The 14,042-nt window shown below is 71.1% G+C and carries 16 protein-coding genes, 1 tRNA gene and 1 pseudogene; 9 read left to right on the forward strand and 9 right to left on the reverse strand.

The genetic code is table 11. The annotated features are described in order from the left end of the window. Positions 1 to 69: 69 nt before the first annotated feature. The 4 genes from Asi02nite_RS24220 (at position 70) to Asi02nite_RS24235 (ending at position 1,802) form a co-directional block, all read left to right on the forward strand. Positions 70 to 426: a hypothetical protein gene (locus tag Asi02nite_RS24220; RefSeq protein WP_203716203.1), complete on the forward strand. Its 357-nt coding sequence runs from the start codon at positions 70 to 72 to the stop codon at positions 424 to 426. 115 nt (positions 427 to 541) lie between these two features. After that, on the forward strand, positions 542 to 709 hold the full coding sequence (locus Asi02nite_RS24225) for a hypothetical protein (protein WP_203716204.1): 168 nt from the start codon (positions 542 to 544) through the stop codon (positions 707 to 709). Positions 710 to 825: 116 nt separating this feature from the next. After that, a complete protein-coding gene (locus Asi02nite_RS24230) occupies positions 826 to 1,335 on the forward strand; it encodes a tRNA adenosine deaminase-associated protein (protein WP_203716205.1) in 510 nt (169 codons plus the stop codon). A 32-nt stretch (positions 1,336 to 1,367) separates the two neighbouring features. Then, positions 1,368 to 1,802 carry a nucleoside deaminase gene (locus Asi02nite_RS24235; RefSeq protein WP_203716267.1) on the forward strand — a complete coding sequence of 145 codons (435 nt, stop codon included), beginning with the start codon at positions 1,368 to 1,370 and terminating at the stop codon, positions 1,800 to 1,802. Here Asi02nite_RS24235 and Asi02nite_RS24240 read toward each other — a convergent pair. From Asi02nite_RS24240 to deoD, 3 genes are all read right to left on the reverse strand, one after another. Beyond that, positions 1,776 to 2,237 (reverse strand): acyl-CoA thioesterase, encoded by a 462-nt coding sequence (locus tag Asi02nite_RS24240; RefSeq protein WP_203716206.1) that lies wholly within the window; start codon positions 2,235 to 2,237, stop codon positions 1,776 to 1,778. The two genes, Asi02nite_RS24235 and Asi02nite_RS24240, sit on opposite strands and share 27 nt — an antisense overlap. A gap of 3 nt (positions 2,238 to 2,240) precedes the next feature. Further along, positions 2,241 to 2,876 (reverse strand): TetR/AcrR family transcriptional regulator, encoded by a 636-nt coding sequence (locus Asi02nite_RS24245; protein ID WP_203716207.1) that lies wholly within the window; start codon positions 2,874 to 2,876, stop codon positions 2,241 to 2,243. Positions 2,877 to 2,976: 100 nt separating this feature from the next. Continuing rightward, complete coding sequence (deoD, locus tag Asi02nite_RS24250; RefSeq protein ID WP_203716208.1) at positions 2,977 to 3,684, reverse strand: purine-nucleoside phosphorylase; 708 nt, start codon at positions 3,682 to 3,684, stop codon at positions 2,977 to 2,979. Positions 3,685 to 3,761: 77 nt separating this feature from the next. Between deoD and Asi02nite_RS24255 the strand changes: the two genes are divergently transcribed. After that, positions 3,762 to 3,851, forward strand: a tRNA-Ser gene (locus Asi02nite_RS24255). Positions 3,852 to 3,933: 82 nt separating this feature from the next. Here the strand turns inward: Asi02nite_RS24255 and Asi02nite_RS24260 are convergent. After that, positions 3,934 to 4,497, reverse strand: a pseudogene (locus Asi02nite_RS24260) (tyrosine-type recombinase/integrase); the annotation flags it as partial. 83 nt (positions 4,498 to 4,580) lie between these two features. Between Asi02nite_RS24260 and Asi02nite_RS42795 the strand changes: the two are divergent. Continuing rightward, positions 4,581 to 5,024 carry a UTRA domain-containing protein gene (locus Asi02nite_RS42795; protein WP_373312323.1) on the forward strand — a complete coding sequence of 148 codons (444 nt, stop codon included), beginning with the start codon at positions 4,581 to 4,583 and terminating at the stop codon, positions 5,022 to 5,024. Positions 5,025 to 5,468: 444 nt separating this feature from the next. Here Asi02nite_RS42795 and Asi02nite_RS24270 read toward each other — a convergent pair whose 3' ends face one another. Continuing rightward, the gene (locus tag Asi02nite_RS24270; protein WP_203716210.1) at positions 5,469 to 6,443 is read right to left on the reverse strand and encodes a DMT family transporter; all 975 of its coding nucleotides are present in this window, start codon (positions 6,441 to 6,443) and stop codon (positions 5,469 to 5,471) included. A 124-nt stretch (positions 6,444 to 6,567) separates the two neighbouring features. Here Asi02nite_RS24270 and Asi02nite_RS24275 point away from each other — a divergent pair, with 124 nt between their 5' ends. After that, on the forward strand, positions 6,568 to 8,238 hold the full coding sequence (locus tag Asi02nite_RS24275; protein ID WP_203716211.1) for a DUF885 domain-containing protein: 1,671 nt from the start codon (positions 6,568 to 6,570) through the stop codon (positions 8,236 to 8,238). 57 nt (positions 8,239 to 8,295) lie between these two features. Here Asi02nite_RS24275 and Asi02nite_RS24280 read toward each other — a convergent pair whose 3' ends face one another. Then, complete coding sequence (locus Asi02nite_RS24280) at positions 8,296 to 9,999, reverse strand: DUF6114 domain-containing protein (RefSeq protein WP_203716212.1); 1,704 nt, start codon at positions 9,997 to 9,999, stop codon at positions 8,296 to 8,298. Then, positions 9,986 to 10,609 carry a DUF6230 family protein gene (locus Asi02nite_RS24285; RefSeq protein ID WP_203716213.1) on the reverse strand — a complete coding sequence of 208 codons (624 nt, stop codon included), beginning with the start codon at positions 10,607 to 10,609 and terminating at the stop codon, positions 9,986 to 9,988. Before Asi02nite_RS24285 ends, Asi02nite_RS24280 begins: the two co-directional genes overlap by 14 nt. A gap of 270 nt (positions 10,610 to 10,879) precedes the next feature. Here Asi02nite_RS24285 and Asi02nite_RS24290 point away from each other — a divergent pair, with 270 nt between their 5' ends. Then, the gene (locus Asi02nite_RS24290; RefSeq protein ID WP_239127021.1) at positions 10,880 to 12,073 is read left to right on the forward strand and encodes an MATE family efflux transporter; all 1,194 of its coding nucleotides are present in this window, start codon (positions 10,880 to 10,882) and stop codon (positions 12,071 to 12,073) included. Then, the gene (locus tag Asi02nite_RS24295; RefSeq protein WP_239127022.1) at positions 12,070 to 12,519 is read left to right on the forward strand and encodes a GNAT family N-acetyltransferase; all 450 of its coding nucleotides are present in this window, start codon (positions 12,070 to 12,072) and stop codon (positions 12,517 to 12,519) included. The genes Asi02nite_RS24290 and Asi02nite_RS24295 overlap by 4 nt, the downstream gene beginning before the upstream one ends. Positions 12,520 to 12,607: 88 nt before the next feature. Here Asi02nite_RS24295 and Asi02nite_RS24300 read toward each other — a convergent pair whose 3' ends face one another. Next, positions 12,608 to 13,411, reverse strand: coding sequence for an Fpg/Nei family DNA glycosylase (locus Asi02nite_RS24300; RefSeq protein WP_203716214.1), 804 nt, complete (start codon positions 13,409 to 13,411; stop codon positions 12,608 to 12,610). A 7-nt stretch (positions 13,412 to 13,418) separates the two neighbouring features. After that, positions 13,419 to 13,994: a hypothetical protein gene (locus Asi02nite_RS24305; RefSeq protein ID WP_203716215.1), complete on the reverse strand. Its 576-nt coding sequence runs from the start codon at positions 13,992 to 13,994 to the stop codon at positions 13,419 to 13,421. Positions 13,995 to 14,042: the final 48 nt, after the last annotated feature.

Below are 14,042 nucleotides of genomic sequence, written 5' to 3' on the forward strand. Positions count from 1 at the left end.
CCTGGGCCTCGCCTCGCCCCGGCCCCCACTTCGAGACAGGCCCTGGAACAGATCCGAGAGGGGGTTGCCGTGACGCAACAAGCGGGCGGGCCGCGTACCCCGCCATCGGGTCTGTTCCCTACGACGCGGACCCGGCCGGTCTACCGCGAGCCGCATCCCGTGCGGGGCGGTGCCGTCGCCGCCGGTGCCGGGGCCGGCGCGGTGTGGCTGCTCGCCTTCGGTGTGGTCGATTCGACGGTCCGGGGGTACGCCTGGTGGACGTTGCTGGCCGGCGGGATCGCCTGGCTGGTCGCGCTGCTGCTGGCCCGCGTCGGCGACCGCGGCGTGGCGGTCGGTGTCGCGGCCGCCACCGGGGTGGGCTGGAGCGTCGCGGCGGTGGTGGTCGTGGTCTCCTGGCTGAACCACGGCGACTGGCCACTGTGGTGACTTCAGGTGATCGCCCGGCGACCTCGCGTGGCCGGAACGCCGCTCTGCGTACGGGATTCGCTGCGCAGTGCGACCGCCCTTGACGAACCGCTCGAGCATCGGAGACGCTGCCGCCATGGCTTGGAAAGTGCAGCGGCTGGACCCTGAGCGCAGCCGCCGCCGGATGCAGCTACTCGCCGAGCTCGCGGGAGCGAAGTCGGTGCGCGAGCGCAGCCAACCGCGCCGCATCCAGGGCGACAAGCTCCGAGAGCTGATCGCGACCCGCCGCCGACTGGCCAGCTGACCCGTCCCTCCTTCGGGGCGTTGGCGAAGCTGGCGCCGGGCTGACCGGCTACCGTTCCGTCTGTTGGTTTCGCAGGAGTGGCCGCGCGCCGCCGGGGGTCATTGGGGGCAAGTGCCGTGTCGTACTTCGCTGCAGCCGCGGTCCGCGGTTCAGCCGGCTGGGCCGCCGCTGAGGTCAACCTGAACGGCGCCGCCGACATCGAAGAGGCCGCCGACCGGCTCCGCGACGTCGACCTGGAAGCCGACATCTCCCTGCTCTTCGTCGAAGCCGACGACACCTACCTGGTCATCCTGCGCCTCGACGAGGGCGAGGACCTGCGGGTCTTCGGCTCCGACTCCGCCTTCGCCGAGGAATCCCGGCTCGGCGCGCTGCTGGTCGGCGACATCAAGGCCCCGGCCATCGAGATCGACGAGGTGGTCGAGCAGCAGGCCGACCCCGACAAGCCCGCCGCGGACCCCGACGCCGACCCGGTCGGTGACGCCGACCTGCTGGCCGACCTCGGCATCCCGGCCCGCCGGCTGCTGGAGCTGTGCGCGCACGACGGGCTGATGCCCGCCGACGTCACCGCCGAGCTGTGCCAGACCATCGGCTGCGGCGACGAGGTCGAGGAGTTGCGGGAGGCGTGACGTCCGCCCGGCGCGACCGCCACGAGGAATGGATGCGGCGGGCGTTGACCGTCGCGGCCGGGGCGGCGGCCACCGACGCCGCCGACGTGCCGGTCGGCGCGGTGCTCCTGGACGCGGCCGGCACCGAGCTCGCGGTCGGGCACAACGAGCGCGAGCTGACCGGCGACCCCACGGGGCACGCCGAGATCGTCGCGATGCGCCGCGCCGCGGCGGCGCTGGGCACGTGGCGGCTCGAGGGCTGCACTCTCGTGGTCACCCTCGAGCCGTGCACGATGTGCGCCGGCGCCCTGGTGCTGGCGCGGGTGTCCACGCTGGTCTTCGGCGCCTGGGAGCCGAAGACGGGCGCGGTGGGCTCGCTCTGGGACGTGGTCCGGGACCGCCGGTTGACCCACCGCCCCGAGGTGTACGGCGGCGTGCTCGCGACCGAGGCCGCGGACCTGCTACGCGGCTTCTTCCGGCTGCGTTAGCGCGGGCCGCATCAGCGGGCCGGCGACCGCACGGGCGGCCGGGGTCCACTCGGTCGGTCGCATGGTCGCCGGGTCCAGCCGGACGATCGCACGGTGCCCCTCCGCGTGCACCGTTTTCCCGTCGGCCGAGGTGATCCGGAAGCCGTACACCCCGCTGGTCCGGCCGAACTTGTCGAGCCAGAAGTGGATCAGGACGTCGCCCGTGCCGCGGATCGGCGCCCGGTAGTTGATGGTGAACTCGGCGACGGCGTTGAACACGTCCGGCGCGGTCGGTCGGCCGTTCGCGATGGAGAAGCCGCGTTCCTCCCAGTACGAGGTCAGCGCGCGTTCGAGCAGCACGGCGTAGCGGGCGTTGTGCACTATGCCCATCTGGTCTAGGTCGTCGTAGTGGATGCGGACCCGCTCCTGGTGTCCGTAATCCAGCACGGTCGTCATTTCTTATTCCTCCGGTAGCAGTTCGGGATCGGTGGCCAGCGCGCGCAGGCGGTCGTGGGCCGCACGGCGCGCGTAACCGTAGGCGACCTCGGGAAACAGCAGCAGGCGGGACTTCAACACCGCGGTGAGAGCGAACGACTCGAACTCGTACGCCAGTTGGCGCGTGTCGGTGCCGGCGACCAGATGGCCGGCGGCCACCGCCTCCCGACCGAGGCGGTCGACCATGTCGGTGTATTCCTGGAAGTTGGCGGCGAGCCGGTCGCGGATGACGCCCGGCCGCGCGCTGAACTCGAACTGCACCTTGGCGAAGAAGCACCCGCCGGGCAGGTAGCTGGCCTCGTAGAAGGCGATCCGGTGATCGTGCAGCGACCACAACCGGTGCACGCCACGACCCGCCCGCAGCGCGGGCCGGACGACGTGCTCGCGGAACTGGTCGGCGGCGCGTTCGATCGTGGCGAGCTGGAGCTCTTCCTTGGAGCGCCAGTGCGCGAACAGGCCCGACTTGCTGACGCCGAGGTCGGTGGCGAGCTGGCCGAGCGACAGGCCGTCGAGGCCGTCCTCGGTGGCCCGGGCGACCGCGCGGTCGAGCACGGCCGCCCGGGTGCGGTCGCCGCGCGCGATGCGGCCGTCGATCGTCACCCGGTCACGGTACCGAGCTATCTGACCGACCGGTCGTAAATATTGTTGTGGCGCACGTCTCTTCGCGGCTGTCGAGCGATCTGTGCCACAAGGGCGATCGCTACGCGATCGCGGTGTCCAGGGCGATCTCGACCATCTGGCCGAACGTCTGCTCCCGCTCCTGCGAGGTGGTCTTCTCGCCGCGCTTGATGTGGTCGGAGACGGTCAGCACGGTCAACGCCCGCGCCTTGAACCGGGCCGCGATCGTGTAGAGCGCCGCGGACTCCATCTCGACGGCCAGCACGCCGTAGTCGGCCAGGGCGTCGTAGAGGTCGGGGCGGTCGGTATAGAACGCGTCGGCGGCGAGGATCGGGCCGACCGTCATCGGGATGCCGCGCCGCTCCGCGATGTCGACGGCGGTGCGCAGCAGGTGGAAGTCGGCCACCGGGGCGTAGTCGATGAGGCCGTCGAACCGGGCGCGGTTCATGTTGGAGTCGGTCGACGCGCCGCTGGCCGCGATCACGTCGCGGAGCTGCAACTCCTCGGCCAGGGCGCCGCAGGAGCCGACGCGGATCAGCGTCTTCACGCCGTAGTCGTTGATCAGCTCGTGCGCGTAGATGGACGCGGACGGCATGCCCATGCCGGAGCCCTGCACCGAGACCTCGACGCCCTGCCAGCGGCCGGTGAAGCCGAGCATGCCGCGAACCTCGGTGTAGCACTTGGCGTCGTCGAGGTAGGTCTCGGCGATCCACTTCGCCCGGAGCGGGTCGCCGGGCATGAGGACGCGCTCCGCGATATCGCCGGGCTCCGCACCGATGTGAATACTCATGCGGGCGATACTGCCAGGTCGGCGCGGTGTGGATGCCGCCGCGCCGCCCGTTGTGGTGGTCGGGTAGCCTACTCGGCGGTGGTGTGTCCGAGTGGCCTAAGGAGCACGCCTCGAAAGCGTGTGAGGGTTTACGCCCTCCGCGGGTTCAAATCCCGCCACCACCGCCAGTAGCAGGGCAAACGCCCGGCAGCGTGACTCACGCGGCCGGGCGTCGCTCGTTGTGGTCTCAGTTTCGGTCTCAGTTGCCCGTCAGGGTGCCCCTCTGAGCGTCCCTGCCGGGCCGTCGCCCGGGTCGTCGGGTTGCCAGAGCAGACCCGCCCACACGCTTCGCTACGTCGCGTTGAACGTGCTTCGTGACGTGCTGGTATCGGCGGGCCCCATGCCGGAGTCAGACCAGCCCATGATGCCCATCACCGCGCGGTCGGCGACGCCGAGAATCAGCAGGACAGTTGCGGCGGCATGCCGGGCGTCGTGTAGCCGTCCGTCCCGAATGCCTGCCCGCGCGAGTAGGCGCTTCCATTCCGTGTAGTCGGTTCGCGGATTCAGCGGCTGTCCGGTCGGCGTTGCGAACACCCATCCGCCGTCCGTCCGGAGCTGAGCCGCATTCTCGCATTCGGCTTCCTGCTCCTTTTGGTGCCGTTCGAGTAAGGCGACTAGTTCGTCGGGCAGTCCGATATTGCGGTGTCCGGCCCGCGACTTCGTATCCGCTGTTTCTTTCCGAAGCGGCACCCGGTCGGGGCAATGACCGCCGAGCTTCCGGCCGCACGGGCTTTCGCAACCAAGTCGCCACCGCGGGCGTTGCCGCTTCGTGCGCCACCGGCAGCCGCTCTAGTACCGGCCACAGAGCGAGTTCCGCCCGCAACCGAAGACTCCGGAGATGGATCGCTTCATGGCGGATCACTCGGCAGAGGGGGCGTGAGCCGCGGCAGTCCCTCGACGTTTCAATCGTGTCGCCTCCACCCGAAGTGGCCTCGCGGCTGCGCCTAAAGGACGGCGAGCTGACAGTCGTCCGTCGGCGCGTCCGCTACCTCGATGGCGAACCGTACAACACGAACGATAGCTACTTCCCGTTGTCGCTGCTCCAGGACACCGGATCATGCGACCAGTCGACATTGCTCGTGGTGCGAATGAGGTACTCGCCGAACAGGGCTACCGCCAAAGTCCGCGCCCTTGATGAAATCTACGTTCGTATGCCGACGCCGGACGAGGTAAGGCGTCTAGATCTTGGCCCCGGAAACCCCGATCGCGTCCCACATCTGCACGGGTCTCACTACGGACGGCACCCCGGTGAGGGTCGTTGTAAACGTGCTTGCCGGCGACCGCCACGTGGTCGTATATGAACGGGAAGAAATGGAAGCAACTGCGAAATGAGTGAATTGGAAATGAGGCGGGCCGACTCAGCCGAGCTGGACATCATTGTAGATTTTTGCGAGAGGGTTCACCCCACGCGCCGTCCCCACTGGGCGAGGTCCACGCCCGCGCAGGGTCCACGCCCGCGCAAGGTCCGCGCCCACGCACCGCCCCGTACCGGGGCGAGGCCCGCGCATGCGCAAGGTCCGCGCCCACGCGCCGTCCCCAATTGGCAAGGCTCACGCCCGCGCAAAGGTCCGCGCCCACGCTCCGTCCGTGCCGGGGCGAGGTCCGCGCATGCGCAAGGTCCGCGCCCTTGCGCCGTCCTCGCCGTGGGCAAGGTCCGCGCAAACGCACCGCCCGCGCCGGAGCTAGGTCCGCGCCCGCGCAAGGTCCGCTCCTACGCCCCTTTCGTGCCGCGCCGCTGGTGGCTGTTACGCCGGGTCGGGGGCTAGCTCCGACTCCGGGACCGATGGCGCCGGCTTCGCTGGCTTGCGTCGGGTGAACAAACCCTGGGCGACCGCGACGCCGACCAGCACGACCAGCGCGCCCACCGGCTGGTGCCAGGTGACGTGTTCGTCGAGGGCCAGCACGCCGAGGATGACGGCGAACACCGGGATCAGGTAGGTGACCATCGACGCCGTGGTCGCGCCGACGAGTTTGATGTTGCGCATGTTGAGTACGAAGGCCAGGCCCGTGCCGATCGCGCCGAGGGCCAGGATGCTGGCGATCGCCTTGAACGACAGGTCGGTGAGCGGGGTCGGCGCGCCGACCGCCAGCGGGGCGACGATGGCCAGGGCGATCGTCGCGGTGACCAGTTGGCCGGCCGCCAGCGAGATGCCCGACTCGCGGCGGTCGCTGATGAAACGCTTCGTGTAGGGGATCGCGACCGCGTAGCAGGCCGCCGCCGCGATGCACATGAGCTGGCCGGTGAACTGGGCGCCGCCGAGACCCTCCCAGACGCCCAGCACGACCAGGACGCCGACGAAACCGATCAGCAGGCCCGCCGCGCGGCGTGCGGTCATCCGCTCGGTGCGGAACAGGTAGACCGCGAGCGGCAGCACCAGCAGGGCCGTCGTCGCGTTCCAGATGCCGGCCAGGGACGACGAGACGCGCTCCTCCCCGTAGCCGAAGAGGGTGAACGGCATCGCCGTGCCGATGACGCCGGTGACCGACAGGTGCAGCCAGAGACGCGGGTCACGGGGCAGTCGGTCGCGGGTGACGAGCAGCACGGCCAACAGCGTCAGCACGCCGGCCAGCACGCGGCCGAGCGTCACGTAGAGGGGGTGCAGCTCGGCCACCCCGACCTTGATGAACAGGAAGCTGGAGCCCCAGATCACCCCGAGAAGCACAAATCCTGGCAGCCAGGCGCGCGGGTCGGCCTTGTCAGGAGTGTTAGCGGTCGTCACCCGTGACACTCTGCCTGATGGGTACGACAGAACGCGCGCGGGTTTCGGACCGGACCCTCGACGCTCCCCTAGCCCCGGTTCGGGGGACCGAAATTCGGCTGACCTGTGCCGTAGGGTCGAACGCGTGGGACGAATCGACGACCTCGCCAACCGCTACGTCGACGAGTGGGCGCCACTCAACCCGGCGGGCGCGACCTTTGTCGGCATCACAGGCTTCGACGACAGGTTCGAGGACCTGTCACCCGATGGCTTCGCCGCCGGCGCCGACCTGACCCGGCGCACGCTGAGCGAGCTGGCCGGTGTCACACCCGAGACCGAGTCCGAGCGGGTCGCCAAGGAGGCGATGCAGGAGCGGCTGGGCCTGGAGCTGGCGCGCTACGACGCCGGTGAGGTCACCAGCGAGATCAACGTGATCTCCAGCGCCGTGCACGGGCTGCGCGGCGCGTTCGACCTGATGCCCACCGAGGGCGCCGAGGCGGTCGGCAACATCGCGGCCCGGCTCAACGCGTTCCCGCGGGCGGTCGAGCAGCTGCAGGTCACGCTCCGCGAGGCCGCCGCGCAGGGGCACGTCAGCGCCCGCCACCAGATGATCGAGGTGGCCAAGCAGTGCGACATCTGGACCGACCCGGCGCGCGACAACTTCTTCCACGCGCTGGCCGACCGTCTCGAGGCCGACGGCGCGCTGCGCGGCGAGCTCGACCGCGGCGCGGCCGCGTCCACCGCCGCCACTCAGGCCTTCGGCCTGTTCCTGCGCGACGAGCTGGCCCCGCTCGGTCGTGAGAAGCAGGCCGCCGGGCGCGAGCGCTACCAGCTCGCCTCGCAATACTTCCTCGGCGCCAAGATCGACCTTGACGAGACGTACGCGTGGGGTTTCGAAGAACTGGCCCGCATCGAGGGTGACATGCGCGCGGTGGCCGCCCGGATCGTCGGGCCCGGCGCGTCGATCGACGACGCGGTGCGCGCGCTCGACGACGACCCGGCCCGCCGCATCGAGGGCAAGGAAGCGTTCCGCGACTGGATGCAGAGCTTGGCCGACAAGGCCATCGGCGAGCTGCACGGCACGCACTTCGACATCCCCGAGCAGATCCGGCGGATCGAGTGCATGATCGCGCCGACCAGCGACGGCGGCATCTACTACACGGGCCCGAGCGAGGACTTCACCCGGCCGGGCCGCATGTGGTGGGCGGTGCCCGCGGGCCAGACCGAGTTCTCGACGTGGAAGGAGGTCACGACCGTCTACCACGAGGGCGTTCCGGGCCACCACCTCCAGGTCGCCCAGACGGCGGTACGCACGGAGCTGCTCAACCGCTACCAGCGCCTGCTGCTCTGGGTCTCCGGCCACGGTGAGGGCTGGGCGCTCTACGCCGAGCGCCTGATGGACGACCTGGGCTACCTGGCCGACCCGGGCGACCGCCTCGGCATGCTCGACGCGCAGGCGTTCCGGGCCGCGCGGGTCATCGTCGACATCGGCATGCACCTCGAGCTCGAGATCCCGCGCGACAACCCGTTCGGCTTCCACCCGGGCGAGCGCTGGACGCCGGAGCTGGGCTGGGAGTTCATGCGCGCCCACTGCCGCGTGCAAGATGACGTGCTGCGCTTCGAGCTCAACCGCTACCTGGGCTGGCCGGGGCAGGCGCCGTCCTACAAGGTCGGCGAGCGCATCTGGCTCCAGGCCCGCGACGACGCCCGCGCCCGCAAGGGAGCCGACTTCAACCTGAAGGAGTTCCACCGCCAGGCGCTCGACCTGGGCTCGATCGGGCTCGACCCGCTCAAGTCGGCCCTGGGCCGCATCTAGTTCCTGGCCGAGCGGCTGTGCCGGGCGGGGGGATGCCCGACACAGCCGCTCGCGCCGTCAAGCGGCGACGAACCCCTCGTCCAACGTGGGGGCGCGCAACTCGTGGCACGACACGTACATGAGTTGGATCTGCGGGTCGTCGAAGTCGATCCGCGGGATGGTCAGCGGGATGCCGTCCGGGGGCAGCGGCGAGTCCGGCGTCAGGGTGAGCTTGATGCCGTGGAAGCGGCCGACGAACCGGGTCGCGTAGAACGCGACGTCGCCGCTCACGGTCAGCGAGCCGCTGGTGAACAGCAGCGGGTCACGGCTGCCCTGCGGCACACGCAGCGCGAACGTCTCGACCACCGAGCGGCTCATCGTGAACTTCAGGGCCCGCACCTGACCGTCGGCGGTGTCCAGGGGTTGGATGCCGGCCAGGCGCAGGTTCCACATCGTCAGCTTCGTGCCGGTCAGGAGTGACGGCTTCGCGTTGACGCTGGGGAGGTTCGGGTCCGGGTCGAGCAGCGGTACGACCGGTTGTTCTTCATCAGCCTTACCGGGGTTGCCGGGTTTCGGGCCGCAGGCGCCCGGCTTCGGCTTGGGCGTCGACGGGGTGGCCCTACCGGGCGCGCCGGGCGTCGGGGTCGCGGTCGGACCGGCGGCGGCCGCGGCGGTCGCGGGCTCAGGCTCCGGATCGGGATCGGGCTCGTCGGAGTCGCCGCCACCGAAGATGCCGGTGATCCCGTCGATGATGCCGCCGATGATCCCGCCGTCCTTCTCCTCCTCCTGCGGCTCCTGCTCGGTCGCGGAGGGGGAAGGGGTCGCCGCGGGTTTGCTGGCGGTCTCGGCCGGCTTCGGCGCGGTGACGCCGCCCGATCCGGGACAGGACGGCGCCGCATAGGCCGGCGTAGCCACCCGCATCCCGACGACGACGCTGGTCGCCAACACGAGCAGAAACCCGACCACGGCGTAGAACCGCGGCCCGTCCCGCCGCGGCAACGGCGCGTCCCCCGCCGCGTCGTCCTCCTCGGTGGAACCCACCGATCCCGACTCGCCCGCGCCCGTCGAATCAGCACCGGCTGCAGCCATCGCCGACGTGCCCGCGTCCGAACGACCCGCGGGGGCCGAGCCACCGAACGAACCCGCGGCCGAATCGGAGCGATCCGCCACGGCCCGATCGCCCGCCTCAGCTTCGGACCTGGACCGTTCCGCGCCCGGACGATTCGCCCAGGTTGTCGCGGGCGTCGCCGTCGTCGGCGAGTCCGCGGGCGATGGCTCCTCCTGGTCCGGGTCGTCCAGGCCGGGCACGAGGTGGCCGGTCGATGCAATCTCGCCGGTGTCCGCGTCGGGCTCGTCCGGCGGCGCCGGCTCCGCCGGGGCGGCGGCCGCGCCGGCGCCCGGTGTCCAGGCGAACACCAGCCCCGCGCCCAGGATGCCGAAGACCAGGCCCAGGAAGAACCCGCCCAGGTTGACGCCGATCAGCGAGAACACCGCCGTCACCGCGCCCACGATGGCGTAGAACATCCGTTGGGCCGGGGTCCCCCAGGCCAGCGCGCCGCACGCCACCAGGATCGTGGGGATCAGCCACGACAGGAACCCGGTCGGGCCGAGCTGAAAGCTCAACCCGCCGAGGCTCATCTGCGTGGTCATGAAGATCTCCACGCCGCTGACGATCAGTAGCAGGCCGCCCCAGAACGGGCGGGTACGACGCCAGCGGCGGAAGTGGCGCCAGGCCCGGCCCGCGAATCCGGGCCGGGCATGGGACGCGCTAGTGGGACTCATCCTCGAAACATTCCTTGGCGTCGGCGCCGACGTTGACCTTCAGCTTCAGCCCGGTCAGCTTGAACGTGCCCGCCGAGGTGGACCACGCGACCTGCTTGAGGTCGTTGATGACGACCTTGTCGGCCTGCTGGCCGAACGCGCCCGAGGTGCCCTTCGTGTTGGCCTTGTTCAGGGTCCCGGCGTCGCGGCCGATCTCGATGTTGGTGAACGTCGCGTCGCCGCGCAGCTCGGTCATGTCGATGAGCAGGTTGTCGGCGCTGGCCGGCTTGTCGCCACCACCGGCGTTGATCGTCAGAACGATCGGCATGCCGGGCACCCGTACGGACTGGCACAGGTTGGCCAGCGTCGCGTGGTTGATCCCGGAGACGGCGACCGGGTGCTGACCACCCTTGGCGTCCTCGACCATGCTGCCGTACTGGACGAAGCCGTTGCCCACGAGCTTGTCCGCCGAGACCTTGAACGTCTGGCCGGACACGGCGAACGACGCGGCGATGGCCCCGTTGGCCATGCCGAAGACGATGAATCCGGCCGCCGCTACGGCGGGCAGGATGAGCGCGGCGAACCGCCGCCAGCGGGTCCTTCCCCGCGGTGTTTCAAGGGGTTCCGACACGGGTCCTCCTCCGCGCGTTACTCACTGGTAACCAAGAACGGACCGATGGTGCTCCCGTGCGACGCACCTCACAAGGCCTAGTTACCGAGCAGTAACCACGCCCCGGCAACAAGACCACCGACGGCGATCAACAGCCGCGCCGCGAATGCCCACAAAGGCCGACAGACCATGCCGGTGCGCGGACGCTCCGTGACAATCACATTGATGCATCACGATTTGATAACAGCGACAGTCGCCTACACGCCAACCGTTTGCCTTAGGCTGCACGGCGTGTCTGCGCTGACCGACAAACCAGCCGCACCGGCTCCCACGCGCGCTCGGCGGATCGCCACCGCCGGCGCGGCGGTCGCCATCGCCGGCGCCCTGACCAACGCGCTCGGCTACCTGGTGCCCGTGATCGGTGCCCGCCAGCTCAGCAGCGCCGACCTCAGCGCGCTGGCCACGGTGCTCGGCCTCACCGCGATCGCCTCCGTGCCGGGCCTCGGCCTGCAGATCGCGATCGCCGTGCACCGCGCCCGCAACGGCGCCGCGTCGACCACCCGGATCAGCCTGCTGACGGCGGCGATCAGCGCGGGCGCGCTGCTCGTGCTCACGCCGGCACTGATCCCGGTGCTCGACCTGCCGGTGCAGTATCCGCTGCTCGCCGCGCTCGCCACCGTGCCGACCGTGTACGCCGGCCGCTGGCTCGGCGAGATGCAGGGCGACCAGCGCTTCCTGCGCCTGGCGGCCGGCATGGCGGTCCTCGCGTTCGGCCGCTACGGCGGTCTGGTCGCCGGCCTCGTCCTCGGCGCCGGCCTCACCACGTCGCTGGTCGCCGGCGCCCTGGTCGCCTGGGTCGTCCCGCCGATCCTGGTCTTCCTCTGCCGCAGCCGGAAGCCGCTCGTCGCCGACCCGATCCGCGGCCGCGAGGTGCTGACCGCCTGCTCCGCGACGCTCGCCATGCTGGTCGCCTCGTACGCGGACCTGCTCCTCGCCCGCTACCTGCTGACCCCCGAACTCTCGGGTGAGTACTCGGTCGGCACCGTGCTGACCAAGGGCGCGCTCTGGGCGCCGCAGGTCGTCACCGTGCTCGCCCTGCCCCGGCTGGCCCAGGGCAGCAAGCGCGCCCTGCGCAAGGCACTCCTGCTGGTCGCGGCGAGTGGCGCGTTCCTGGTCGCCGCGTCCGCCGTGGCCGGCAGCTTCGCCTTCCGCCTGGCCGGCGGGCCCGACTACACCCACCTGGGCGGGTACGCCGCGGTGTTCGCCGCCACCGGCGCCGTCTACGCCCTCGTCTTCGTGCTGATCAACGACCGGGTCGCCAGCGGCGCCAAGTGGGCCGCCGCGCCCGTCTGGGTGGCCTGCGTCGCCCTGGTCGTCGTCGCCGAGTTCGTCGCGCCGCACACCCTCACCGGCGTGATGTGGAGCGCCCTGGGCGCCGCGATCCTGGCGTTCGCGCTCGGCTTCGTCGGCAGGAACCGGAAGTGACGGTCACCGTCCGGCCGGAGACGGCCGACGACGAAGCGGCCGTCGCGCACGTCCACGCCGCCGCGTTCGGCGACGACCTCGTGCCGCGCCTGGTCGACCGGCTGCGCGAACGGCCGGCGCCGCTGGCGCCCCAGGGCTTCGTGGCCGTCGTCGACGGCGAGATCGCCGGCCACGTCATGAACACCGCGTCCTGGCTCGACGCGCCCCGCGCGCTGGTCGACGTGCTGGTGCTCTCACCGCTCGGGGTGCTGCCGCGGCACCAGCGGCGCGGCCTCGGCACCCTGCTCGTGGCCACGGCGATCGAGGCGGCCGACCAGGCCGGCGCACCGCTGCTCTTCCTCGAGGGCGACCCCGCCTACTACCGCGAGCGCGGGTTCCAGCCGGGCGAGCCGTCGGCTTCCGCAAGCCGAGCCTGCGCATCCCGGACGCCGCGTTCCAGGTCGTGAAACTCAGCGCGTACGAGTCGTGGATGACCGGCACCCTGGTCTACGCGGAACCGTTCTGGGCGCTCGACTGCGTCGGCCTGCGCGACAGTCAGGCCTGACAACCAGGGCACCAGTACGAGTTGCGCCCCGCCAGCCCCGACCGCGCGATCGGCGTGCCGCAGACGAGGCAGGGCTGGCCCGTCCGGCGGTAGACGTAGACCTCGCCGCCGTGCCGGTCCACCCGCGGTGCCCGGCCCATCGCCTCCGGCAGGTGCCGGCTGTGCACGGTGTCGATCCGCCCGCGGCTGACCCCTTCGGCCATCAGCCCGCGCAGGTCGGCCCAGATCGCCCGGACCTGCTCGGCCGGCACGGAACGCCCCGGCCTGGTCGGCGCGATGCCGGCCCGGAACAGCACCTCGTTGGTGTAGACCAGCCCCGACCCCGCGATGATCGACTGATCGAGCAGCCGGCCGGCGATCGCCGACGCGCTCCGCGTGATGCGGGCGATCGCGGCCGACGGGTCGGCGCCGGCCCGCAACGGGTCGGCGCCCAACCGCGCCCGCAGCGCCGCGACCTCGGGCGGCGCCAGCACCGAGCAGTCGGTCGGCCCGCGCAGGTCGAGCCAGTGGCCGCCGCCCACCATCCGCATCCGCACCTGCCCGACCGGCGCCGGCGGCTCCCCCGGGCCGTCGGTCACCGTGCCGTAGAGCCCGAGATGGACATGCACGGTGGCGTCGTCGTAGTGGTGCAGCAGATGCTTCCCGTGCGCCTCCGTCGAGGTCAGAAGCCGTCCCGACAGCAGCGCCGCGCCTTCCGCGAACCGGCCCTGCGGGCTGCTGAGCTCGATCTTGTGCCCGGCGAAGAGCGCGCGATGCCGGGCCGCCAACCGATGGATCGTGTGACCTTCCGGCATCGAGACCTCAGGGTGCGTCGGGCGCCGCCTCGGCTGCCGGCGACGGGGTGCCGGTCGGCCCCCCGCTGACGGTAGCCGTCGCCGTGATCGTCTTCTTCGCCACGGGGCCGCCGCCGACGGTCTGCAGCAGGTAGGTGTGCTTGGCGGTCTCGCCGGGACCCCAGTCGCCGCAGGGGAAGGAGAACTCCTGCGACCCCGAGGCGCCGTAGGTGCCGTAGACGCCCGGGCCGTCGACCGAGAGCGTGACCTTGTCGGTGCCGGTGACCTTCCACTCGACGATCACCTCGCGGCCGTTGGGCCACTGGCCGGACGGGCACTTCGGCGACTGCTTGATCTTGAAGTATTGGATCCACGGGCCCTGCGGCTGGTTGCCGTCGTCGCCGCCGCCGGAGGGCGCCTTGGTGGTGGGCGCCGGGCTCGGGCTGACGTCGGCGTCGGTCGGCGTGTCCTCACCGATCACATAGGACGTGGCCGGCGTCGACGAGCCGGAGGTCAGGTTGGCGCCGGTCTTGTCGCCACACGCCGACAGCAGCGTGGCCGCGACCGCGGCGAGCAGCACGAGAGGGATGCGGAAGGTCCTCATGGCGATACGGTACGAAGCGATAGAGCTGGGCGAATCCCGCTTTCGTGC

It is taken from the genome of Asanoa siamensis, assembly GCF_016862555.1.
GTDB classification, from domain to species: domain Bacteria; phylum Actinomycetota; class Actinomycetes; order Mycobacteriales; family Micromonosporaceae; genus Asanoa; species Asanoa siamensis.